The following is a 22,408-nucleotide window of genomic DNA, read 5'->3' as shown; positions in this document are numbered from 1 at the left end:
ACGGTCAGCGCGGGGCAAATCGCTCGGCTGCCCACGCATACAGGCTGCCGGGGATCGGCGCCTCGCCGCCGCGGCCCTTCGGCGAGATGTGCAGGCCGATGATCTGGGGATCGGCGATCAACCCGGAGAAGTCGGACGGATCGAAGAACGCCTTCGGCTCGGCATGCACCGCGTAGAAGCTGCGCTTCGGCAGCGCATGGCGCAGCGAGCCATGGCGGCGGGCCAGCGCCGTCAGCGCGGCCGGGCCGAAGATGGCGACGCGGATGTCCGACAGGCGGTCGGAGCCGCCGCGCAGGCGGCGCAGCGCATAGGTGAGGCGGTGACGCAGCGACAGCCAGTTCGGCGTCAGCTCGTCCTGCGCCATCAGCGCGGTGAATTCGGCGACGATCGGATCCTCCGGCGGCAGGTAGAGCACGGAGTTGCCGAGCTGCCGCGGCCGCTCCCAGGCGAAGTAGGGCAGAGCCGGATCGATCTCGACCGGCCTGAGCAGCAGCACGTCGGCATCGAGCCAGAGGCCGGCGCGCTGTGCCATCAGCCGCATCCGGAAGAAGTCGCTGAACTGCAAGGTGGTCCAATCGCGCCAGCTGCCGTCGGGCTGCGGCGGCCTGAGACGTTCGGAGAATGCGTAAGGAAGGATCGCCTCGGCCTCGGCATTGCCGACCCCGTCGGGCAGGCCGGGCAGCGGATCGAAGCTGTAGACCGTGACCTTGTGGCCGGCCGCGAGCTGCGACCGCAGGCAGGTCTGGCGCAGCCGGTCGAGCGGCCCCCGCCAGAAGGTCACGACCTCGGGCACTACACGCGTCAACGGCGGACCTGCTGGGCTGCTCTCGAAACAAGGCCCCGGACGAGGTCCGGGGCCCGTGAACTCACCATCCCTCAGCGGGCCTCAGGCCCAGGCGCGCTCGGCCAGCTTGGCCTCATAGCTGTCGATCGAGGCCTTCTTTTCCAGCGTCAGGCCGATGTCGTCGAGCCCGTTGAGCAGGCAATGCTTGCGGAACGGGTCGATGTCAAACTTGACGGTGCCGCCGTCGGGGCCGCGGATCTCCTGCTTGGCGAGGTCGACCGTCAGGGTCGCGTTGGCACCACGCTCGGCGTCGTCGAACAGCTTGTCGAGATCGGCCTGCGACACGCGGATCGGCAGGATGCCGTTCTTGAAGCAGTTATTGTAGAAGATGTCGCCGAACGAGGTCGAGATCACGCAGCGGATGCCGAAATCGAGCAGCGCCCAGGGGGCGTGCTCGCGGCTCGAGCCGCAGCCGAAATTGTCGCCGGCGACCAGGATCTTGGCGTTGCGGTACGCCGGCTGGTTGAGCACGAAATCCGGGTTCTCGCTGCCGTCGTCCTTGTAGCGCTGCTCCGAGAACAGGCCCTTGCCGAGGCCGGTGCGCTTGATGGTCTTCAGGTATTGCTTGGGGATGATCATGTCGGTGTCGACATTGATGATCTTCAGCGGCGCGGCGACGCCTTCCAGCGTGGTGAACTTGTACATCGGGGCACCTTCGATAATACGGGCAGGCAGCTGTTTAGCCCGAACGGCAGGGCGGATAAAGTCAAAATCCCGGTGCTATCGGCCGGGTGGTCAGTCGACGGACGCCTCGATCGCCTCCATGTCGTCGTCTGACATTCCGAAATGATGGCCGATCTCGTGGATCAGCACATGGCGGACGATGTGGCCGAGGCTCTCGTCATGCTCGGCCCAGTAGTCGAGGATCGGTCGGCGATAGAGCCAGATCATGTTGGGCAGGCGCGGCAGGTCGTCATTGCTGCGAAACGGCAGCCCCGTGCCCTGGAACAGGCCGAGCAGGTCGAACTCGCTTTCGGCCTGCATTTCGTCGAGCACCTCCTCGGTCGGAAAGTCGTCGACCCGGATGACGATGCCCTCGCACATCCTGCGAAAATGCTCGGGCAGACGCTCGAACATCTCGTGCGCCATGACTTCCATCTCGGCGAGCGAGGGGGCTTTCAGATCTGTCCACATTGCCGCCTTCTAGCCCGGCTTTGATCATCTTGCATCTTGGTTCTATGACATGTGTGGCGGAGCTGGTTGACGCAGGGGATGAAACCGGCGACCGTGACGCGCGAACTGGGGGTTGGGGGACAGATGAGGCAGATGTCGATGGTGCTGGCCGGAGCGGCGCTGGCTGCGGCGGTCGTGGTCTCGATCTCGGCGGCAGCGCGAGCGGAGCAGGCCGCCGGCGCGCGCGGCGCCGTGCAGAGTGAGGTGAGCACCGATCTCTCCGCGCAGCGCCGGCAACGACGAATCCAGATCTATCCGCGCTACGAGGGTCATTGGCAGCCCGACGTGGTGCCGCGCTTCAATCCGGGGCCGAACGCAGTTCGGGTATGCGATGCCACCTATGTTCCGGAGCATCGGCCGAGCGGCACCGTGATCGTCCCGCATATGAGTTGCATCTGGCGACGCGGCTGACTCCTGGGTCCCCCGCACTGATCGGCTCGGCAGGCGCGCACATGATCTGGTCGCGATCGATCGCGACGTTGCCCTGATGTTACCGTCCGGACACAGTGCCGATATGTCGCGCACTGCGGCGGAACCACGCGCGACATTCGGCATTCTGCTCCTGCGCAGGTCTTCATGTCCCATTCACGTCGCTCGTTCGAGACTGATCTGCGTCGCGCTGCTGCGGCCGCCATTCAGGCAACTGACAAGGCGGAATGTACGGAGCCGGACGTGATGTCAGGCGATCGAGGGAGAAGTTCATGACTGTGATGAAACTGTTGGGCATCGCGGCGGTTGGCGCCGTTCTCGTGATGGCTGCCCCCGCCGAACGCGCGCAGGCGCTGTCGCTGATCAATCCGGGCGCCGCGACCGCGGTGCAGCAGGGCACGGCGCAGGAGACCACTCAGGCGCATTGGCACGGCCGCCGGCATTGGCATCCCCGGCGCCACTATTATCCTCGGCATTACTACCATCCGCGTCATCACTGGCGGCCGCATCACTACGGACATCGCCATCACGGCCGCTGGTAAGTCGCGCTTTCCGTCCGATCGAGACAATGACCGAAATCATGCAGGCCCGCTTTGCGGGCCTGCATGTTGATGGGGGCTGGCAACGAGATTCGCCGTGAAACCATCAGTCGACAGAACCTGGTTCGGGATCGGCATTGTCACGGTGGCGATGCTGCTCGCAAGTTCCGCCGCCACCTCTCCTGTCGCCGCAGCTCCCGCCGTTACGCAGGCGCGTCAGACCGTCACGGATGCTGGCCCGCGCCGGCAGGGTCGCCGATCGAAGCCCGTGGTGGCGACGGCAGAGGTGCCGCATTATCTCGACCGTCCCACGGACTACACGCCAGCCTATCCGCCGGGACCCTTGGTTCTGTTCACGCCGTTCTACGATTGAGGCCGTGTCCGCAAGGCGCGTTGCGTTTCCTGCGTGTGGTTAGTTGCGAAGTCCCCGCACGAGTAGCACGTGAGCCGTTGTGCCGTCATCCGTGATCCTGAGTTGCAGGACGACGTAGAGGCTCCCGTGCATCTCCTTCGCCGCGACGCCACGCCGCAGATGCGCGTGCAACGTGCATCATTCATGCCGCATTCACGTCGCTATCTCTACGTTCATGATGGGGGTGCGCGAATCCACCGATCGGACGACCAGCATCGGCGCTGCATGGGTCCATCGTTGCACAGCATTCAGGGAGAAGGGACCATGATGAGGATGAAGGACCAGCGTGCTGGTCTTGCTCGTCGCCTCAGTCTTGCGGCGGCCACACTGTTTGTCTTGGCGGGCGCGTCCGGACGGCCTGCGCTTGCGATGTCGCCGGTGAGTCCCGGTGCCGGCTCCGTCACGCAGACACCTTCGGACGTGTTGGCCGTTCAGGTCCGAGGCCCCGGTGGCGGTGGCGGCGGGCATCCCGGCGGTGGTGGATTCCACGGTGGGGGCGGTGGCGGCTTCCACGGCGGTCCGGCGTTCCACGGCGGAGGCGGTGGCCCGGCGTTCCATGGCGGCGGCGCCATGTTCAGGGGTGGCGGCGGCAGTCCCGCGTTTCATGGGGGAGGACATGCCTTCGGCGGTGGTGGCCCGCGTCCGGCCTTCCACGGTGGTGGCCCGGCATTCCATGGCGGATTCGGTCCGCGGCCGGTGTTCCATGGCGGTGGCTATCATTATCGCCCGCACTACGCCTACCGGCCGTACTTCCACCATCACCGCCGCCATTTCTACGGCTACCGCAGCTACTACACGCCGATTTATACGACGGGCTACTATTATCCCTACCGTCGCTGCCGCGTCGTCTGGACCCATTACGGGCCACGCCGCATCTGCCACTACCGGCATTGGCGGGGTCATCACTGGCGCCATTATCACCGGTGGCATCATCGCCACCGCCACCACTGGCGCTACTACTGATCGTGCTCGAAGTTCGACAAAACAGGAAGGGCGCCCAACGGCGCCCTTCTCTCATTTCAAGGGGATGGAATGGTGCGCGGCAGTCAGAGCCAGTCCTTGAACTGCCAGTTCCTCACGCTCAGCTTCCACGGCACCAGCGTCTCGATGCGCCATTTGGCAAAGCGGCCGGGCGGCCAGTTCGACAACCGCCGCTCCTCCTTCGGAGCCTCCGGCTGGGCGACGATCTTGGCGGGCGGTGTCTTGCGGCGCTGGCGCGTCGCATCGCGGATGAGGTCGACGTATTCCGGCTTGTCGGCCATGTCAGGCTCCTCGGCACGTTCCTCTGCAGACGCGGCGCGTCCGGTGGTAGGATTTTGCGCTCGCGGTCCTAAGAAAGTATTGCCGAACTGCCAAGACTTCACTGAAGATTCGTACCGATCATCACGTCGTGCGCCAGGAGCGGATCGTCAGATGCAACCGACCTGACGATCACTGCGAATGTCAGGACTTTGCTTTCTTCGAGGCCAGTTGCATCCGGCTGGTCAGATCGGCTTTCTCCATCAGCTGCTTCTTGGCTTCCAATTGAGTCTTGCTCGCGAGCGCTGCCTTCTCGCTGAGTTGGCGCTTGGCTTCCAACTGATGTTTCGCAACGGCTTCGGCTTTGCTCGCAAGCTGCTTCTTGGCCTCAAGTTGCATTGATGCGGGATCAGACATTGTCGTGCTCCTTCGCAAGTCCGGGGATATGAATTTTTACGAAGTCGACTTGTTCATCCGTAAGCCCATCGAAAAGACGTTCGGCGGTCAGGTCTTCGGCTGTGAGTTGGCAATCCTTGGTAAGGCTGGGGTCCTTGCCTTGTGCAGCAAGGTCGACTTGATGTTCAAAGCCAGCCTGGCAGAGCTTGGAAAGCGCGCAGGTGATGCAATCGCTGCGATCCCGTCGCGCGCTCAAATAGCTCTTCTCTGCGATGCAGAACTCGTCGAAGTCAGGGCCGTCGTAAGGATTTTGAGGATCGACATTGAATGGATGAATCATACGATTCTCCCGCCCGACGGCGCCTGACCCATCAAATCATAAGAGACCTGTCTTCGAATTGCAACCTTGAAGAGTACAATCAGTAAACCGCTCGCGCTGCAGCAGGTCGATGATCAGTTCGAAATAAATGGCCGGACATCCCGACGTTTCCGGCGCAAAGTTGAAGGCGTCGGCAGGCATAACAAAGGCGACGTTCGTTGACACGAACGTCGCCTTTTGAAGTCGAGCAACGCAGAAAGCGATGACCGGGCGGCTTGATCAGCGCCAGTCGCGCACGTCGACGAAGTGTCCGGCGATCGCAGCCGCCGCGGCCATCGCGGGTGACACCAGGTGGGTGCGGCCCTTGAAGCCCTGGCGGCCTTCGAAGTTGCGGTTCGAGGTCGAGGCGCAGCGCTCTTCCGGCGCCAGCTTGTCCGGGTTCATGGCAAGGCACATCGAGCAGCCCGGCTCGCGCCATTCGAAGCCGGCCTTGATGAAGATCTTGTCGAGGCCCTCGGCCTCGGCCTGCTCCTTGACGATGCCCGAGCCCGGGACGACCATCGCGTTGACGTGGCCGCTGACGGTCTTGCCTTCGGCGATCTTGGCTGCGGCGCGGAGATCCTCGATGCGGCCGTTGGTGCAGGAGCCGATGAAAACGCGGTCGAGCTTGATGTCGGTGATCTTCGTGCCCGCGGTCAGGCCCATGTACTTCAGCGCGCGATGCTTGGAGATGCGCTTGGCCTCGTCTGCGATCTTGTCCGGATCGGGCACCACGCCGGTCACCGAGATCACGTCCTCGGGCGAGGTGCCCCAGGTCACGATCGGCGGCAGCTTGGCGGCGTCGAGCCGGAGCTCGTGGTCGAAATGCGCGCCGTCGTCGGAGCGCAGGGTCTCCCAGTAGCGCATCGCTGCGTCCCAGGCGGCGCCCTGCGGCGCCTTGGGACGGCCGCGCAGGAAGTCGAACGCCTTCTGGTCGGGCGCGACCAGACCGGCGCGCGCGCCGCCCTCGATCGACATGTTGCAGACGGTCATGCGGCCTTCCATCGACAGCGCGCGGATCGCCTCGCCAGCGTATTCCAGCACGTAGCCGGTACCTCCCGCGGTGCCGATCTCGCCGATGATGGCGAGGATGATGTCCTTGCCCGTCACGCCGTCCGGCAGCACGCCGTCGACCGTGACGCGCATGTTCTTCGCCTTCTTCTGGATCAGCGTCTGTGTCGCCAGCACGTGCTCGACCTCGGAGGTGCCGATGCCGTGCGCCAGCGCGCCGAACGCGCCATGCGTCGAGGTGTGGCTGTCACCGCAGACGATCGTGGTGCCGGGCAGCGTAAAACCCTGCTCGGGGCCGATGACGTGGACGATGCCCTGGCGGCGGTCGAATTCGTTGTAATATTCGATGCCGAATTCCTTGGCGTTCTCCGCCAGCGCCTTGATCTGCTCGATGCTCTCCGGATCCGGATTCGGCTTGGAACGGTCGGTGGTCGGCACGTTGTGATCAACCACGGCCAGCGTCTTCTCCGGCGCATGCACCTTGCGCCCGGTGGCGCGCAGGCCTTCGAACGCTTGCGGCGACGTCACCTCGTGCACCAGGTGGCGGTCGATGTAGAGCAGGCAGGTGCCGTCCTCGGCTTCGTGCACCAGATGGTCGTTCCAGATCTTGTCGTACAGGGTGGTCGGCTTCGACATGAGCGAATGCTCCCGGGAATTTAAGGTTTGAGACACGACGCGTGACGGGCACGCGCGAACAATCAGGAAGAGGCGCTGCGGCTTACAGCGCGCGCCTAAGCTCGGACGTCGCAGACGTCGCGAACCTTCCGAAGAACCGCCCGGGCAGCCGGCTATGATCGTCGATGACGACGCGGCGGCAGGCCATGCTGGTGCGATCTAGAACCATTTCAGGGCGATATATAGCACGCGGGCAAGGGAGTGCGAGATGCGTTTGCGCCCGCCGTCATTGCGAGCGAAGCGAAGCAATCCAGGGCTGAGCGAGGACTCTGGATTGCTTCGTCGCTCCGCTCCTCGCAATGACGGTGCCCAAAACAAAAAAGCGCGGGACCAGCCCGCGCTCTTCGTCAATCCATGGGAAGCAACGATTACTCGTTCACCGCGGCCTGCTGGCGGTCCTGCTTCTCGACGATGCGGGCCGACTTGCCGCGCAGCTGGCGCAGGTAATACAGCTTGGCGCGACGCACCTTGCCGCGGCGCACGACCTTGATCGAGTCGATCATCGGGGAGAGGATCGGGAACACGCGCTCCACGCCCTCGCCGTAGGAGATCTTGCGGACGGTGAAGCTCTCGTTGATGCCGCCGCCGGACCGGCCGATGCAGACGCCTTCATAGGCCTGCACGCGCGTGCGCTCGCCTTCGACCACCTTCACGTTGACGATCACGGTGTCGCCCGGGCCGAACTCCGGAATGGTCTTGTTGGCGGACAGCTTGTCGAACTGCTCTTTTTCGAGCTGCTGAATCAGGTTCACGGGTAAATCTCCATCGGCGGCGCGCCCAGCCGGGTCACGCGGGGGCTGCGCTTGTTCCTGCCGTCACTTGCGGAATTGGGCGCTCCTATAAGCCAAAGCGCGAGGCTTGTCACCCGTCTGTCGTGCTTTTTGGCGCTTTTTGGCTGGTCCTGCTTTGTTCCAGGGTCTGGCGCACCTGCCATTCGGCCCACAGATCCGGCCGCCGCGCTTGCGTGAGCGCCTCGGCCTGCGCGCGCCGCCACGCCGCGACCTTGGCGTGATCGCCCGAGGTGAGCACATCCGGAATCGGACGGCCCTCGAACAGCTGCGGGCGAGTGTATTGCGGGTACTCCAGTAGGCCGTCGGAGAAGCTCTCGTCAGTGGCGGATTCGAGCTTGCCCATCACACCGGGCAGCAGTCGCACGCAGGCGTCGATCAGCACCAGCGCGGCGATCTCGCCGCCCGACAGCACATAATCTCCGATCGAGACCTCGATCAGCTCGCGCGCGTCGATGACGCGCTGGTCGATGCCTTCGAAACGGCCGCAAACGATCAGCGGGCCGGGACCGTCGGCAAGCTCGCGGACGAAGGCCTGGGTCAAGGGCCGACCGCGCGGGCTCATCAGCAGCTTCGGCCGTTCGGGTGCAACGGCGGCGGCATCGATCGCGGCGGCCAGCACGTCCGCGCGCAGCACCATTCCCGGGCCGCCTCCAGCCGGCGTATCATCGACACTCCGGTGCTTGTCGGTCGCCGAGGCCCGGATGTCGCGCGCCTCCAGCGTCCAAATGCCGCCAGCCAAGGCTCGGCCGGCCAGGCTCACGCCCAGCGGCCCGGGAAACATCTCCGGAAACAGCGTCAGCACAGTCGCGCGCCAGGGCGCGGTCGGAGAGGGCGAAGTGGTCATGGCGCTCTGTTACGGCAGCGGCGAAGCAAGATCGAGCCCCGATCGCTCAATGCGGCGCCGTCATCTCGCGGCTGATGCTCCACCACCGGTGTCGTCCCGGACAAGCCGTGACGCGCATCAGCGCGTCGCGGCGCCGATCCGGGACCCATACCGCGTGATGTTGGAAAGTGGCACGCGGCCAGTTCCGCGCAAGCCAATCGGCTGCGGTGGCTATGGATCCCCGCTTTCGCGGGGATGACGAGCTGAGTTTTGGGCGGCAGCATCGTCCTCAGCCGACGCCGTTTCATCGGCCGAAGCTCGATCCTCGCCGTCAATCTCGGCCGGCAACTCGATGATCACCCGGCCGCCTGCCAGATCGACCGTCGGCACCACGGCATTGGTGAACGGCAGCATCAAGGTGCTGCCGGAGGGCGGGGCGATCTCGATGATGTCGCCGGCGCCGAAATTATGGACGGCGAGCACGCGGCCGAGCGGGGCGCCTGAGGTGGTCTCGGCGGCCAAGCCGATCAGGTCGGCGTGGTAGTATTCGTCGTCATCGGTCTCGGGCAGGCGCTCACGCGGCACATAGAGCTCGAGCCCGTTGAGCCGTTCGGCCGCATTGCGGTCCGTGACGCCCTTGATCGCGGCGACCAGATGATCCTTGGCCTCGCGCGCCTTCGCGACCTCGAACGATCGGCTGCCGTCCTTGGTCGTGAGCGGACCGAAATGCAGCACGGCCAGCGGATCCTCGGTGAAGGTCCATAAGCGGACCTCGCCGCGCACGCCGTGCGCGGCGCCGATCCTGGCGACGCAGATGAGCTTGGACATCAGCGGGCCTCGTCCTTCGAGACGCGCGCAACGGCGCGCTCCTCAGGACGAGGAGCGATCACCTCATGCTGAAGAGCACGGCGAAAGCCGTGCGTCTCGAAGCATGAGGCCTCGCGCAGCAAGAGGCTTAGCCCTTTGCGGCGGCTTCGGCCTGGGCCTTGCGCTCCTTGCGCGGCACGGCCTTGATCGGGTTCTGGCGGGCTTCGCGCTTCTTGACGCCGGCGGCATCGAGGAAGCGGGCGACGCGGTCGGACGGCTGCGCGCCCTTGGCGAGCCAGCCCTTCACCTTCTCCATGTCGAGCTTGAGGCGCGCCTCGTTGTCCTTCGGCATCAGCGGATTGAAGTAGCCGAGACGCTCGATGAAACGGCCGTCACGCGGGAAGCGCGAGTCGGCGACGACGACGTGATAGACCGGGCGCTTCTTGGTGCCGGCACGGGCGAGACGAATGACGACGGACATGAAAGTTCTCCTTAGGTGTCGATGTCTTGATACGAAGTTGGATGGGTCGTCATTGCGAGCGAAGCGAAGCAATCCAGAGCGGCGTGCGCGACTCTGGATTGCTTCGTCGCTTCGCTCCTCGCAATGACGAGAGTGAGCTCATTTCTTCTTCCCCGGAGGCAGCCCGAGGCCGGGCAGGGTCGGCTTGCCGCTGAGACCGGTGAGGCCCGGAAGATTGGGCAAGCCGCCGCGCAGGCCGGCGGGAAGATCCTTCGGCAAATTCGGCAGGCCGCCGGGCATGCCGCCCGGCATCTTCTCGGCCATCGCCTTGAGCTGCTCCGGCGAGGGCATGCCGCCACCGCCGCCAAAACCCATCGCCTGGGCGATGCCGGCCAGCGGGCCACGCTTGCCGGAGCCCATCGCCTTCATCACGTCGGCCATGTTCCGGTGCATCTTCAAGAGCTTGTTGACGTGCTCGACGCTCTGGCCGGAGCCCGCGGCGATGCGCTTCTTGCGGCTCGCCTTCAGCAGGTCGGGATGCTTGCGCTCCTCGCGGGTCATCGAATCGATGATCGCAACCTGGCGCTTGAGAATCTTGTCGTCGATCCCGGCGGCCGCGATCTGGTTCTTCATCTTGGAGATGCCGGGCATCATGCCCATGAGCCCGCTGATGCCGCCCATCTGCGACATCTGCAGCAACTGCTCGCGCATGTCGTTGAGGTCGAACTGACCCTTGCGCATCTTCTCGGCGGCGCGCGCGGCCTTCTCGGCGTCGATGTTCGCCGCGGCCTTCTCGACCAGCGAGACGATGTCGCCCATGCCGAGGATGCGGCCGGCGATGCGCGAGGGATAGAAGTCCTCCAGCGCGTCGGTCTTCTCGCCGGTGCCGAGCAGCTTGATCGGCTTGCCGGTGACCGCGCGCATCGACAGCGCGGCGCCGCCGCGGCCGTCGCCGTCGATACGGGTCAGCGCGATGCCGGTGAGGCCGACGCGCTGGTCGAACGAGCGGGCGAGATTGACGGCGTCCTGGCCGGTCAGCGAATCCGCGACCAGCAGGATCTCGTGCGGGTTGGCGACCGCCTTGATCTCGGCGGCCTCCTTCATCATGTCCTCGTCCAGCGTGGTGCGGCCGGCGGTGTCGAGCAGCACCACGTCATAGCCGCCGAGCTTGGCGGCCTCGATGGCGCGGCGTGCGATCTGCGGCGGCATCTGGCCGGCGACGATCGGCAGGGTCGGAATGTCCAAGTCGCGGCCGAGCACCGCGAGCTGCTCCATGGCGGCCGGACGGTAGACGTCGAGCGAGGCCATCAGCACCTTGCGCTTGTCGCGCTGAACCATGCGCCGGGCGAGCTTGGCAGTGGTGGTGGTCTTGCCCGAGCCCTGCAGGCCGACCATCATGATCGGCACCGGCGGCACGGCATTGAGGTCGATGGTCTGGCTGTCGTCGCCGAGCGTCTTGACCAACTCGTCATGGACGATCTTCACGACCATCTGGCCGGGGGTGACCGACTTGACCACGGTGGCGCCGATCGCCTGCTCGCGCACGCGCTCGGTGAAGCTGCGGACAACCTCCAGTGCGACGTCGGCCTCGAGCAGCGCCCGGCGGACCTCGCGCATCGCGGCGTCGACATCGGCTTCCGAGAGCGAACCACGCCCCGTCAGCCGATCGAGAATGCCGCCAAGCCTTTCCGACAGATTGTCGAACAATGCCGTATCCTTTGCCCTTGCCGGGCGCTCGCTTCATTGCCGCCCGTCATCGCCGCGTGCTGCGGCCTATGACGACCATATAGGCCTCGGCAGATCGGCCGAAACCGTCAGTCCAAACACGTTTGCGCCCGAGGGCGCACAGCGCTGTCGGGCGGTGACCTCCGGCCTCCAGGGCCGGGCGGTGGCTCGAAAAGACGAAACTTTCCGAAATTCGGCCGGGTTAAACCCTCCGCAGCCGCAAAAGTCAAGGAAACTTGCTTCGCGCCGTCCCGTTGCCGGACCCTGTGCGGCCGCTTACCTCTTCAGCCAGTTCAGCTTTGCCTTCGCGAGGACGACCTTGTTGCGCCGTTCCAGGACCTATTCCGGCCCCGTCACCGACCATTTCGACGGCAAGCGCTTCTACGATCCCGACGGCGTTCCGCCCAAATCCCTCTCCCAGGTGCTGCGCTGGCAGTTCGACCGCAACGGCAAGCGTTCCCGCTGGCCGGCCTGGGCGCCGAGCCCGCATGCCGACGCGCCGCCGCACCGGATCGACGGCGAGGCGGTGCGGCTGTCCTTCATCGGCCATGCCAGCTGGCTGGTCCAGACGGGCGGGCTCAATATCCTGGTCGATCCTGTCTGGTCGGAGCGGGTCTCGCCGTTGTCCTTCGCCGGCCCGCGACGCCACAATGATCCCGGCATCGCCTTCGAGGCGTTGCCGCACATCGATGTCGTGCTGGTCTCGCACGGGCACTACGACCATCTCGATATCCGGACCTTGTCGAAGCTGACCGCGCGATTTTCGCCGCGGGTGGTCACACCGCTCGGCAACGACCTCACGATGATCGACGCCGACTCCAAGATCCGCGCAGAGGCCTATGACTGGCACGATCGCGTGACCTTGAACGAGGAGGTCGCGGTGACGCTGGTGCCGACGCGGCACTGGACGGCGCGCGGCCTGTTCGACCGCAACAAGGCATTGTGGGCAAGCTTCGTGCTGGAGACGCCGCGCGGCCGGCTCTACATCGTCTGCGATTCCGGTTACGGCACGGGCAAGCATTTCCGCCGCGTTGCGGAGCAGCACGCGCCGATCAGGCTGGCGATCCTGCCGATCGGCGCCTACGAGCCGCGCTGGTTCATGCGCGACCAGCACATGAACCCGGAGGATGCCGTGCAGGCGCTGCAGGATTGCGGCGCGGAGGCCGCGCTGGCGCATCACCACGGCACGTTCCAGCTGACCGACGAGGCGATCGACGCGCCCGTCCACGCCCTGCACGCTGCGCTCGATTCGGCCGGCATCCCACGCGAGCGTTTTGGCGTGCTGAAGCCGGGGCAAGTGGTGGAGATTTAGTCCGCTGCCGCAACAACAATGGTGTCGTCCCGGCCTTGAGCCGGGACCCATAACCACCGAATCAAGTTTTGCGAAGGCCGGCAGCTCCATCTCGCGCGATAACATCCGCCGCGGCGTATGGGTCCCGGCTCAAGGCCGGGACGACACTGAGTTTGTCGTGGCCGCGTCGCGTCTCACAGTATGAGACAGACTTATACCTACTGCGCCGGCTTGATCGCCCAGGTCACGTTGACCGTGATCGACAGCGTCTCCTCGCCCTGTGCCACCGGTGTCGGCGTCGCGGCCATCGGCGCGGCGAAGGTCTTGGCGCGGAACACCGGCGCCGGAGCGCCGTCCTCGGCGATGTTGAGCGGCTGGCCGAGCGTCACGCCAGCGGCCTTGGCGTAGATCTCGGCCTTGCGGCGCGCGTCGGCGACGGCCTTCTCGCGCGCCTGGTCGAGCAGCTTGGACGGCTCGGCGACGCTGAAATAGATGTTGCCGACGTCGTTGGCGCCGGCGCCGACCAGCGTGTCGATGACGCTGGCGACCTTGCCGACATCGTGCACCTTGATGGTGACGCGGTTCGAGGCGCGATAGCCGGTCACGGCCGGCTGGCCCGGCCGGTTCTGCGCATATTGCGGCTGAATCGACAGCCGCGACGTCTGATAGTCCTTGTCGGCGATCCCCGCGCTCTTCAGCGCCTGGAGCACCTTGGCCATCGCGGCATTGTTGGCCTCGGCGGCCTCGCGCGCCGTCTTCGCATCCGACGCCACCCCGGCGTCGATCTGCGCCAGATCCGGCGGCGCCGTCACGCTGGCCTCGCCGCTGACGGTGATTGCCGGGGTGTCCTGGCGCGCGATGTCGTCCGCCAGCGCCGGCAGTGTCGTAGCGGCCGCCAGTGTGGCAACAAACATCGATCTGATCATCATGGTGCTCACTTCAGCGGCACGTAGACGTTGATGACGAGCTTGTCCTCGGCCGTCTTCAAGGGGTCGGTCAAATACTCCTCGATGAAGGTGTCCTTGGCCTCCAGCCGGCGCTCATCAAGGTGGTTGGTGATCGCCTCGTAGGTGTTGTCCATGTTGTCGTAGGAGCCGCGATGGACGAACTTCAGCGCCTTGCCCTCGGGCGACTGGCCGATGCTCATGCCCTTGCCGAGCGTCTTCGGCTCCTGCTCGATCGGCATCTCGGCCAGGAAGGTGAAGCCGGTGTCGTCGGTCGAGGTGTAGACGATCATGCCGTTGCCGGCGGGCTTGATGCCCTGCTTGTCCAGCGTGGCCGACAGCGACTTGAAGGAGTCGATCAGCGTATCGAATGCGTTGTCCCAATTGGCGGTGCCCTTGACGAGGACAACCTTCTTCGCCTCGAGCTTGATCTCGTCACCGAAGGCGTCGCCCGCCTGGGCCGGCGCCGCGGCCGGCGGCGGCGTGGCGGGGGACTGGGCCGCGGTCGGAGATGACGACGGCGCGGGGCTCGCGCTGGCGGCCGGCGTCGGGCTGGTCGCGGGCGCGGGACTGGCCGACGCGGCAGGTGCAGGAGAGGCCGGTGCCGAGGGAGCCGGTAGCACGCTCGGGGCTGGCGCAGGCGTGGCCGATGCCGCCGGAGCCGGCGAGGCCGACGGCGCCTGGGCCCGGGCGGGCGTGCCGCCGAGCAGGAGCGCGACCGAGCTCACGGCCAGAACGAGGCGGAAAGTGCTGAGATTCATTCGACTATTCTCCAGTGGCCGTGCTGCTTTGCCCGGTTCGTGCCGGCGAATGAACCGGTCCTAACATGCTCGGCGGCGCGGCGTCCCATGACAGATGCGTCATGTCGCTCTGCAGGCTGGTCAATGCCGCGCCATTCGCCATATAAGGCGGACACAATTTGGATATTTTCATGAGCGCGCTGGCCAACCACAGCTTCGTCAAGATGAACGGGATCGGCAACGAGATCGTCGTGGTCGATCTTCGCGACGTGAAGCATGTCGTCACGCCGGACGAGGCGCGGGCGGTGGCATCCCGGGTGCCGTACGATCAGCTGATGGTGCTGCAGCCGCCGCGGCTCGACGGCACCGAAGCGTTCATCCGCATCTACAACAATGACGGCTCGGAGTCCGGCGCCTGCGGCAACGGCATGCGCTGCGTGGTGCGCCAGGTGTTCGGCAAGACCGGCCAGACCAGCGCGACGTTCGAGACCCGCGCCGGACTGCTGAACTGCTGGCAGGGCCCGGCGCCCGACCTCTACACCGTCGACATGGGCGTGCCGAAGTTCGGCTGGCAGGAGATTCCTCTCGCCGAGGAATTCCGCGACACCCGCTACATCGAGCTGCAGATCGGCCCGATCGACGCCCCGATCCTGCATTCGCCGTCGGTCGTCAACATGGGCAACCCGCACGCGGTGTTCTGGGTCGAGGACATCAACGCCTATGATCTGGAGCGCTTCGGGCCGCTGCTGGAAAACCACCCGATCTTCCCCGAGCGTGCCAACATCACGCTGGCCCACATCGTCGACCGCGACCACATCACGATGCGGACCTGGGAGCGCGGCGCCGGGCTGACCAGGGCCTGCGGCTCGGCGGCGTGCGCGACCGCGGTCGCGGCGGCCCGTCTGAAGCGCGCCAACCGGATCGTGCAGATGACGCTGCCCGGCGGCGAGCTGACGATCGAGTGGCGCGAGCGCGACGATCACGTGCTGATGACCGGGACCGCGACCTTCGAATATGAGGGGCGGTTCGAGCCAGAGCTGTTCGCCAGCGTCGCATGAGCGTCGATGTCGTCACCTTCGGCTGCCGGCTCAACGCGTTCGAATCTGAGCTGATCGCGAAGCATGCCGAAGCGGCCGGCGCCGACGACACCATCGTCGTCAACAGCTGCGCCGTCACCAACGAAGCCGTGGCGCAGGCGCGACAATCGATCCGCAAGCTGAAGCGCGAGCGCCCCGCGGCGCGCATCGTCGTGACCGGCTGTGCGGCGCAGACGCAGGCTGGCATGTTCGCTGCCATGCCCGAGGTCGACCGCGTCATCGGCAATGACGACAAGCTGCGGCCCGATGCGTGGCGCGCGATGGCGCAGGCGCTGGCCTCGCCACGATTCGGCATCGAGGCTTTCGAGAAGGTCGCTGTCTCCGACATCATGGCGGTGACGGAGATGGCGCCGCATCTCGTCGACGGCTTCCAGCGCGGCCTGCCGCGGGTGTTCGTCCAGGTCCAGAACGGCTGCGACCATCGCTGCACCTTCTGCATCATCCCGTTCGGCCGTGGCAATTCGCGCTCGGTGCCGATGGGCGCCGTGGTCGACCAAGTGCGGACGCTCGTCGAGCGCGGCCATGCCGAGATCGTGTTGACCGGCGTCGACCTGACGAGCTACGGCGCGGATCTGCCGGCGACGCCGAAGCTCGGCAGATTGGTCAAGCAGATCTTGCGCCACGTGCCCGAGCTGCAGCGTCTACGCATCTCCTCGATCGATTCGATCGAGGCCGATGCCGACCTGCTCGATGCGCTCGCGGATGATGCCAGGCTGATGCCGCATCTGCATCTGTCGCTGCAGGCCGGCGACGATCTGCTCCTGAAGCGCATGAAGCGGCGACATTCGCGCGCCGACGCGATCGCGTTCTGTGACCAGGTGCGGCGGCTGCGTCCGGATATCTCGCTCGGCGCCGATCTGATTGCGGGATTTCCGACCGAGACCGAGGAGATGTTCTCGCGCTCGATCGACCTGGTCGAGGAATGCGGCCTGACGTTTCTGCACGTGTTTCCGTATTCGCTGCGCCCGGGCACGCCGGCGGCGCGCATGCCGCAGGTGGATGGCGCCGTCATCCGCGATCGCGCCAAGAGGCTGCGGGCCGCGGGAGAGGCGGCGTTGCTGCGGCGTCTGGATGCCGAGATCGGCAGCGAGCGCGAGGTGCTGATCGAGAGCGAGACGCTGGGGCGGACGGAGCACTATCTGCCGGCGGCCGTCCGCGGCGCTGTGCCGGGGACGGTGCAGCGGTTGATGATCGTCGGGCATGATGGCGCGAGGCTGTTAGTCCAGGACTCCGTCATGCCCGGGCTTGACCCGCCTGCGCGGCCGTAGCCGCTTCGGGGGCGGCGAAGGCCCGGACATCCACGGCCTTGGGCAACTGAGACGTGGATGGCCGGGACAAGCCCGGCCATGACGAGTGGAGAGAGACGGGCTCACTCCCCGTTCCACCCGCACAGCCGCAGCCGCTCATGCATGTGCAGCGGCGCTGGTGCGACGACCTGCACCGGGGGCTTGTTCTTCGACAGCGGGATCGAAATCTCCCGCGCATGCAGATGCAGCCGCGGCTCGCCGAAGCGCGGCCCGTTGCCGTAGATGTTGTCGCCGACGATCGGCCAGCCGGATGCGGCGGAGTGCACGCGCAGTTGATGCGTGCGGCCGGTGACCGGTTCCATGGCGAGCCAAGTGAGCTTGGGTGTCTTGGTGGATTGAGGTTCGCTCTCTCCCCCGGCACCCTGCGCTCCCTCCCCCCTTGTGGGGGAGGGTTGGGGAGGGGGGTGGCTCCGGGCGACACTGCCCGTGGGGACCCCCGCCCCCGCCCCCGACCCCTCCCCGCGAGGGGGAGGGGAGTCGGTGTCGCAAGTCGAGATCGAGATCTGAGGTGGGGGAGTGAGAGAATATGACCTCCCCAACACCCGCCATTTCGTCACCGCCGGCTGGCCCTGCGGGTCCGGTTTCTGCCACCAGCCGCGTTCGGCGTTGAGCTTGCCGAGCGGGAGCTCGATCACGCCCTCGTCAGCGTCGGGCCCGCCTTCGACGACAGCCCAATAGGTTTTCGAAATCTTGCCATGCTTGAACAAAAGCCCGAGCGACGCCGTTGCCTTGCGATGACGGCCGAGCACCAGACATCCGGAGGTTTCCTTGTCGAGCCGATGCGCGAGCACCGGCGGGCGCGGCAGGCCGAAGCGCAGCGCGTCGAACGAGGCTTCGAGGTTCGGCCCGCCCTTCGGCCCCTTGTGCACGGGAATGCCGGCCGGCTTGTCGATCACCAGCATCAGCCCGTCGCGGTGGAGCACGCGGGCGAGCATCTCCTCGTCGGTGGGTTGGTTAATGTCCATGGAAACCGTAACGCGGGTGTGAGCTTTCGTTTGCGAATGGAAAGGGCTAACACCACGCCATGAACGATACCACCTCCGAAACACCCAAGCTGTCGTGGTGGCGGCGTCTGTCGGCCGGCCTGAAGCGCACCTCCGGCGCGCTCGGCACCGCCGTCGCCGATCTCGTCACCAAGCGCAAGCTCGACCGCGCGATGCTCGACGACATCGAGGACGTGCTGCTGCGCGCCGATCTCGGCACCCAGGTGGCGGCGCGGATCGCCGAAGCCGTAGGCCACGGCCGCTACGACAAGGCGATCAGTGCCGACGAGGTCAAGGCGGTGGTCGCGACCGAGGTCGAGAAGGTGCTGTCGCCGGTGGCGAAGCCGCTCACGATCGACGCTGGCCACAAGCCGTTCGTCATTCTCGTCGTCGGCGTCAACGGCTCCGGCAAGACGACCACGATCGGCAAGCTGGCGCAGAAATTTGCCTCCGAAGGCAAGCAGGTGATGCTGGCCGCGGGCGATACCTTCCGCGCCGCCGCGATCGAGCAGCTCAAGGTGTGGGGCGAGCGCACCAGGGCGCCGGTCGTCGCCGGCGCGCAAGGCTCTGATTCCGCGAGCCTGGCGTTCAACGCCATCACCGCGGCCAAGGAGCAGGGCCGCGACATCCTGCTGATCGACACCGCCGGCCGGCTGCAGAACAAGGCCGAGCTGATGAACGAGCTCGAGAAGGTGGTGCGTGTCATTCGCAAGGTCGACACCTCGGCGCCGCATGCGGTGCTGCTCGTGCTCGACGCGACGGTGGGACAAAATGCGCTGTCGCAGGTCGAGGCGTTTCATCGTACGGCAGGCGTCACCGGCCTCGTGATGACCAAGCTCGACGGCACGGCGCGCGGCGGCATCCTCGTGGCGCTGTCGGAGAAGTTCAAGCTGCCGGTGCACTTCATCGGCGTCGGCGAGGGGGTCGAGGATCTCTCACCGTTCGCCGCGAGAGATTTTGCGCGGGCGATCGCCGGCATCGAGGATTGACGTCGCCACGCCCGGGCTCCGGCCCACCGCCAGATCGAGACGACCGGATCAACCGCTGCCGTGGCTGCAGCCAACAGGATATGGAATGGACAAGACCCAGCCGCACCCGCTGTTCAAGCTCGCGACCGAGCTCGGTCCGCTGATCATCTTCTTCGTGGTCAATGCCAAGTTCAACCTGTTCGCGGCGACCGGCGCGTTCATGGTCGCGATCATTGCCGCGCTGATCGCGTCCTACGTGGTGACGCGGCACGTCCCGCTGATGGCGCTGGTGACCGCCGTCGTCGTCATCGTGTTCGGCACGCTGACCCTGGTGCTGCACGACGAGACCTTCATCAAGGTCAAGCCGACCATCATCTACGGGCTGTTCGCGGCCGTGCTCGGTGGCGGGCTCTTGTTCAATCGCTCCTTCATCGCGATCATGTTCGATCAGATGTTCAATCTGACGCCCGCGGGCTGGCGCATCCTGACGTTTCGCTGGGCGCTGTTCTTCGCCGCGATGGCGGTGCTGAACGAGATCGTCTGGCGCACGCAGAGCACCGATTTCTGGGTCGGCTTCAAGGCGTTCGGCGTGGTGCCGCTGACCATGATCTTCGCCATCGCCCAGATGCCGCTGATCAAGCGCTACCACCTCGACCCGGCCTCGTTGGAAGCCAGCGACGCCGCGGAAGGGGATGTGAGCAAGGGGTAGTTGCGGCAAACTCTGCTGTCGTCCCGGCCTTGAGCCGGGACCCAGAACCACAGGCTTGAGTTTGGGGCAGGCGCGTCGTTAACATCTTGCCCACCACGACGGCCGCGGAGTATGGGTCCCGGCTCAAGGCCGGGACGACACCGTGGGTCGTTGCGCGAGCTCGGCAGTCACGTCCACTTGCAACGACGAGAAACTAACGACTTGCCGACCGCGAACTAACTCCCTGCCTTCAGCGCCTTCTCGATTTCCGGCTTCAGCACGGCGTCGATGTTCTGCGCCGTGATCGGGCCGACCAGCTTGTAGACGATGGTGCCTTCGCGGCCGACGACAAAGGTCTCGGGCACGCCGTAGACGCCCCATTCGATGCCGGCGCGGCCGTTGCCGTCGACGCCGACGACGTCGTAAGGGTTGCCGTAGCGGCCGAGGAAGCGGCGGGCGTTGTCGGCGCCGTCCTTGTAGTTGATGCCGATGATCTGGAAGCGCTTGTCGCGGCCGAGTTCGACCAGCAGCGGCGCCTCGTCGTGGCAGGGCACGCACCACGATGCCCAGACGTTGACGATGCTGACCTTGCCCTTGAGCGCAGCCGGGTCGAGGCCGGGCACCGGCGTGCCGTCCTTCGCCAGCTCTGGCAGCGCCGGCAGCGGTGTGGCCGGCGCAGGGCGGCCGATCAGCGCGGAGGGAATCTGCGACGGATCGCCGTTGCCGAGGCGCGACCAGAACAGCGCCGCCAGCCCGAGGAACACCGCCAGCGGCAGCAGCATGAGGAATGAGCGGCGCCGCGGCGCCGGCTCTGTCGGTTCGGTCATTGGATGTCCGTCGCGGCGCGGCCGGAACGGCGGCTGATGCCGCTGTCCTCGAGCGCGCGCAGGCGCGCCTTCTGGGTGCGGTAGTCGATGGCGATCCAGCCGATCAGCAGCATCACGACCAGCGCCGCCGCAAGATAGGAGGTGGCGATGAAGGAGGTATAGGGGCCAAGGTCCATGTCAAGCCGCTCCCGCGATCCGGCCTGCCGCATCGTCGGCTGGTGCGGTCGTTGTGTAGGTGCGGGCCTGCATCATCTGCAGGCTGCGGACACGCCGGCGCAGGATCTCGTTGCGCATCGCGGCGACGTGCAGCGTCACGAACAGGAAGGTGAAGCCGACGGCCATCACCAGCAGCGGGATCAGGAAGGCCTTGTCGAGCGCCGGACCGCCCATCCGCATCACCGACGCCGGTTGATGCAGCGTGTTCCACCAGTCGACTGAGAACTTGATGATCGGCAGGTTGATCGCGCCAACCAGCGTCAGCACCGCGGCGGCGCGTGCCGCGCGCGTGGGATCCTCGACCGCGCGCCACAGCGCCATCAGGCCGAGATACATCAAGAACAGGATCAGCACCGAGGTCAGCCGCGCATCCCACTCCCAATAGGTGCCCCACATCGGCCGGCCCCACAGCGAGCCGGTGAGGAGCGCGAGGAACGTGAAGCTGGCGCCGATCGGGGCGGCGGCCTTGGCGGCGACGTCAGCGAGCGGATGCCGCCACACCAGGGTGCCGAGCGAGGCGATGCTCATGATACTCCAAACGAACATCGACAGCCAGGCATTGGGCACGTGGATGAACATGATCTTGACGGTCGCGCCCTGCTGATAGTCGTCGGGCGCCACTGCGGAGAGGTACAGGCCGGCAGCCAGCAGCGCGGCCGTGACCAGCGCCAGCCACGGCAGCAGCCGCGCCGCCAGCGCAAGGAACCGGGTGGGATTGGCGAGGTCGATCAGCGACATGAGACCCTTGTTAACGGCGGACGCGGTTGCAGGCAATCAGCACGGCGTCGCTAGGTAAGAGTTGATCATGGTCAAACCCCGGCGGGCGGTGGGTCAATCCAGCCCGTTCCGCAAGCTTGTCGCAGCGGCGAACGGGCCGATCACGAAACTCACCAGCGACAATGCGCACAGGATCGAGAACGGCGCCCCGAACGGCAGCGGGCCGACGATGGCCGCCTGCGACGCCGCGACGCCGAAGATCAGCACCGGGATCGAAAGTGGCAGCACCAAGACGGCCAGCAGCAGCCCGCCGCGGTGCATGGTCACCGCCAGCGCGGCACCGATCATGCCGATGAAGGTCAGGGCAGGCGTGCCCGCCAATAACGTCAGCGCGACGGCGCCGGTCGCCGTGGCGTCGAGGTTGAGCAGCAGGCCGAGCACGGGCGTCGCGATCACCAGCGGCAGGCCGGCGGCGAGCCAGTGCGCCAGCGCCTTGGCGGCGCAGGCCAGCTCCAGCGGTGTCCGGCTCATCACGACCAGGTCGAGCGAGCCGTCCTCGTGGTCGGCGGTGAACAGCCGGTCCAGGGTGAGCAGGCTGGAGAGCAGGGCACCGAGCCAGAGGATGGCGGGGCCGAGCCGGGTCAGCAGCGCCAGGTCGGGCCCTACCGCGAACGGCATCAGCACCACGACGGTGAGAAAGAACAGCACGCCGATCAACGCGCCGCCGCCGATGCGCAGCGCAATCCGGATGTCGCGGCGGATGAGGGCACCGAGGGCGGTCATGCGGGGAGGGCCTGGGCTGATGGCGCATTGCGCGGGAGTGAGCCGTGCTCCGACCGCCGGCACACTTCGTTCCCTTCCTCCTTGTGGGGGAGGGCTGGGGAGGGGGGTGGCTCCGGGCGAGACCGCCGGTGGGGACTCCTACCCCCGACCCCTGCCCGCAAGGGG

General features: G+C 66.2%; 28 protein-coding genes. 9 read left to right on the top strand and 19 right to left on the bottom strand.

The window, feature by feature from the left end:
- Positions 1–4: 4 nt before the first annotated feature.
- The 3 genes from ACQR1H_RS19455 to ACQR1H_RS19445 form a co-directional block, all read right to left on the bottom strand.
- Positions 5–805, bottom strand: a complete 801-nt coding sequence (locus tag ACQR1H_RS19455; RefSeq protein WP_316180286.1) for a hypothetical protein — start codon at positions 803–805, stop codon at positions 5–7.
- A gap of 81 nt (positions 806–886) precedes the next feature.
- Complete coding sequence (gene leuD, locus ACQR1H_RS19450; protein WP_434908048.1) at positions 887–1,489, bottom strand: 3-isopropylmalate dehydratase small subunit; 603 nt, start codon at positions 1,487–1,489, stop codon at positions 887–889.
- Between the two features lie 90 nt (positions 1,490–1,579).
- Positions 1,580–1,978 (bottom strand): metallopeptidase family protein, encoded by a 399-nt coding sequence (locus ACQR1H_RS19445; protein ID WP_434908047.1) that lies wholly within the window; start codon positions 1,976–1,978, stop codon positions 1,580–1,582.
- Positions 1,979–2,119: 141 nt separating this feature from the next.
- On the opposite strand from ACQR1H_RS19445, the gene ACQR1H_RS19440 reads away from it, so the two are divergent.
- From ACQR1H_RS19440 to ACQR1H_RS19425, 4 genes are all read left to right on the top strand, one after another.
- Positions 2,120–2,428, top strand: coding sequence for a hypothetical protein (locus ACQR1H_RS19440; RefSeq protein WP_434888034.1), 309 nt, complete (start codon positions 2,120–2,122; stop codon positions 2,426–2,428).
- Positions 2,429–2,718: 290 nt separating this feature from the next.
- Positions 2,719–2,988 carry a hypothetical protein gene (locus ACQR1H_RS19435; RefSeq protein WP_315800734.1) on the top strand — a complete coding sequence of 90 codons (270 nt, stop codon included), beginning with the start codon at positions 2,719–2,721 and terminating at the stop codon, positions 2,986–2,988.
- 94 nt (positions 2,989–3,082) lie between these two features.
- Entirely contained in the window at positions 3,083–3,358 is a 276-nt protein-coding gene (locus ACQR1H_RS19430) for a hypothetical protein (protein ID WP_315800733.1), read from the top strand.
- Positions 3,359–3,661: 303 nt separating this feature from the next.
- On the top strand, positions 3,662–4,360 hold the full coding sequence (locus ACQR1H_RS19425; protein WP_434888001.1) for a hypothetical protein: 699 nt from the start codon (positions 3,662–3,664) through the stop codon (positions 4,358–4,360).
- Positions 4,361–4,443: 83 nt separating this feature from the next.
- On the opposite strand, the gene ACQR1H_RS19420 is transcribed toward ACQR1H_RS19425, so the two are convergent.
- The 9 genes from ACQR1H_RS19420 to ffh form a co-directional block, all read right to left on the bottom strand.
- Positions 4,444–4,659, bottom strand: coding sequence for a hypothetical protein (locus ACQR1H_RS19420; RefSeq protein WP_434888002.1), 216 nt, complete (start codon positions 4,657–4,659; stop codon positions 4,444–4,446).
- Positions 4,660–4,840: 181 nt separating this feature from the next.
- Positions 4,841–5,053 carry a hypothetical protein gene (locus ACQR1H_RS19415; protein WP_316180291.1) on the bottom strand — a complete coding sequence of 71 codons (213 nt, stop codon included), beginning with the start codon at positions 5,051–5,053 and terminating at the stop codon, positions 4,841–4,843.
- Positions 5,046–5,372, bottom strand: coding sequence for a hypothetical protein (locus ACQR1H_RS19410; protein ID WP_315800729.1), 327 nt, complete (start codon positions 5,370–5,372; stop codon positions 5,046–5,048). Before ACQR1H_RS19410 ends, ACQR1H_RS19415 begins: the two co-directional genes overlap by 8 nt.
- A 258-nt stretch (positions 5,373–5,630) precedes the next feature.
- Entirely contained in the window at positions 5,631–7,037 is a 1,407-nt protein-coding gene (gene leuC, locus ACQR1H_RS19405; protein ID WP_315800728.1) for a 3-isopropylmalate dehydratase large subunit, read from the bottom strand.
- A 407-nt stretch (positions 7,038–7,444) separates the two neighbouring features.
- The gene (gene rplS / locus ACQR1H_RS19400) at positions 7,445–7,828 is read right to left on the bottom strand and encodes a 50S ribosomal protein L19 (RefSeq protein ID WP_315800727.1); all 384 of its coding nucleotides are present in this window, start codon (positions 7,826–7,828) and stop codon (positions 7,445–7,447) included.
- Between the two features lie 109 nt (positions 7,829–7,937).
- Entirely contained in the window at positions 7,938–8,711 is a 774-nt protein-coding gene (trmD, locus tag ACQR1H_RS19395) for a tRNA (guanosine(37)-N1)-methyltransferase TrmD (RefSeq protein ID WP_316238534.1), read from the bottom strand.
- 210 nt (positions 8,712–8,921) lie between these two features.
- Complete coding sequence (gene rimM / locus ACQR1H_RS19390) at positions 8,922–9,518, bottom strand: ribosome maturation factor RimM (RefSeq protein WP_316238533.1); 597 nt, start codon at positions 9,516–9,518, stop codon at positions 8,922–8,924.
- Positions 9,519–9,645: 127 nt separating this feature from the next.
- Entirely contained in the window at positions 9,646–9,978 is a 333-nt protein-coding gene (gene rpsP / locus ACQR1H_RS19385; RefSeq protein ID WP_008964221.1) for a 30S ribosomal protein S16, read from the bottom strand.
- A gap of 138 nt (positions 9,979–10,116) precedes the next feature.
- Positions 10,117–11,664, bottom strand: coding sequence for a signal recognition particle protein (gene ffh / locus ACQR1H_RS19380; RefSeq protein ID WP_434908046.1), 1,548 nt, complete (start codon positions 11,662–11,664; stop codon positions 10,117–10,119).
- Positions 11,665–12,001: 337 nt separating this feature from the next.
- On the opposite strand from ffh, the gene ACQR1H_RS19375 reads away from it, so the two are divergent.
- The gene (locus tag ACQR1H_RS19375) at positions 12,002–12,994 is read left to right on the top strand and encodes an MBL fold metallo-hydrolase (protein ID WP_316238532.1); all 993 of its coding nucleotides are present in this window, start codon (positions 12,002–12,004) and stop codon (positions 12,992–12,994) included.
- Positions 12,995–13,191: 197 nt separating this feature from the next.
- On the opposite strand, the gene ACQR1H_RS19370 is transcribed toward ACQR1H_RS19375, so the two are convergent.
- Both ACQR1H_RS19370 and ACQR1H_RS19365 read right to left on the bottom strand, forming a co-directional pair.
- Positions 13,192–13,902 (bottom strand): SIMPL domain-containing protein, encoded by a 711-nt coding sequence (locus tag ACQR1H_RS19370; protein WP_434891438.1) that lies wholly within the window; start codon positions 13,900–13,902, stop codon positions 13,192–13,194.
- Between the two features lie 5 nt (positions 13,903–13,907).
- The gene (locus tag ACQR1H_RS19365) at positions 13,908–14,678 is read right to left on the bottom strand and encodes a GyrI-like domain-containing protein (protein WP_315800721.1); all 771 of its coding nucleotides are present in this window, start codon (positions 14,676–14,678) and stop codon (positions 13,908–13,910) included.
- A 170-nt stretch (positions 14,679–14,848) separates the two neighbouring features.
- Between ACQR1H_RS19365 and dapF the strand changes: the two genes are divergently transcribed.
- On the top strand, positions 14,849–15,715 hold the full coding sequence (dapF, locus tag ACQR1H_RS19360; protein ID WP_316215508.1) for a diaminopimelate epimerase: 867 nt from the start codon (positions 14,849–14,851) through the stop codon (positions 15,713–15,715).
- Complete coding sequence (mtaB, locus tag ACQR1H_RS19355; RefSeq protein WP_434908045.1) at positions 15,712–17,022, top strand: tRNA (N(6)-L-threonylcarbamoyladenosine(37)-C(2))-methylthiotransferase MtaB; 1,311 nt, start codon at positions 15,712–15,714, stop codon at positions 17,020–17,022. Before dapF ends, mtaB begins: the two co-directional genes overlap by 4 nt.
- A 101-nt stretch (positions 17,023–17,123) precedes the next feature.
- Here mtaB and ACQR1H_RS19350 read toward each other — a convergent pair whose 3' ends face one another.
- Positions 17,124–18,026 (bottom strand): RluA family pseudouridine synthase, encoded by a 903-nt coding sequence (locus ACQR1H_RS19350; protein ID WP_434908044.1) that lies wholly within the window; start codon positions 18,024–18,026, stop codon positions 17,124–17,126.
- 59 nt (positions 18,027–18,085) lie between these two features.
- Here ACQR1H_RS19350 and ftsY point away from each other — a divergent pair, with 59 nt between their 5' ends.
- Positions 18,086–19,033, top strand: a complete 948-nt coding sequence (gene ftsY / locus ACQR1H_RS19345; protein ID WP_315800717.1) for a signal recognition particle-docking protein FtsY — start codon at positions 18,086–18,088, stop codon at positions 19,031–19,033.
- A gap of 85 nt (positions 19,034–19,118) precedes the next feature.
- Positions 19,119–19,721 carry a septation protein A gene (locus ACQR1H_RS19340; protein WP_315800716.1) on the top strand — a complete coding sequence of 201 codons (603 nt, stop codon included), beginning with the start codon at positions 19,119–19,121 and terminating at the stop codon, positions 19,719–19,721.
- A gap of 215 nt (positions 19,722–19,936) precedes the next feature.
- Here ACQR1H_RS19340 and ACQR1H_RS19335 read toward each other — a convergent pair whose 3' ends face one another.
- The 4 genes from ACQR1H_RS19335 to ccmB form a co-directional block, all read right to left on the bottom strand.
- The gene (locus ACQR1H_RS19335; protein ID WP_315800715.1) at positions 19,937–20,527 is read right to left on the bottom strand and encodes a DsbE family thiol:disulfide interchange protein; all 591 of its coding nucleotides are present in this window, start codon (positions 20,525–20,527) and stop codon (positions 19,937–19,939) included.
- Positions 20,524–20,703: a heme exporter protein CcmD gene (gene ccmD / locus ACQR1H_RS19330; RefSeq protein WP_315715913.1), complete on the bottom strand. Its 180-nt coding sequence runs from the start codon at positions 20,701–20,703 to the stop codon at positions 20,524–20,526. Before ccmD ends, ACQR1H_RS19335 begins: the two co-directional genes overlap by 4 nt.
- A gap of 1 nt (position 20,704) precedes the next feature.
- The gene (locus ACQR1H_RS19325) at positions 20,705–21,481 is read right to left on the bottom strand and encodes a heme ABC transporter permease (RefSeq protein ID WP_315800714.1); all 777 of its coding nucleotides are present in this window, start codon (positions 21,479–21,481) and stop codon (positions 20,705–20,707) included.
- A 93-nt stretch (positions 21,482–21,574) separates the two neighbouring features.
- Positions 21,575–22,243: a heme exporter protein CcmB gene (gene ccmB / locus ACQR1H_RS19320; RefSeq protein ID WP_315740697.1), complete on the bottom strand. Its 669-nt coding sequence runs from the start codon at positions 22,241–22,243 to the stop codon at positions 21,575–21,577.
- Positions 22,244–22,408: the final 165 nt, after the last annotated feature.

It is taken from the genome of Bradyrhizobium sp. HKCCYLRH2015 (genome assembly GCF_051168215.1).
In the GTDB taxonomy this organism is placed as follows: Bacteria; Pseudomonadota; Alphaproteobacteria; order Rhizobiales; family Xanthobacteraceae; genus Bradyrhizobium.
This window is presented reverse-complemented; position numbering and strand designations above follow the sequence as displayed.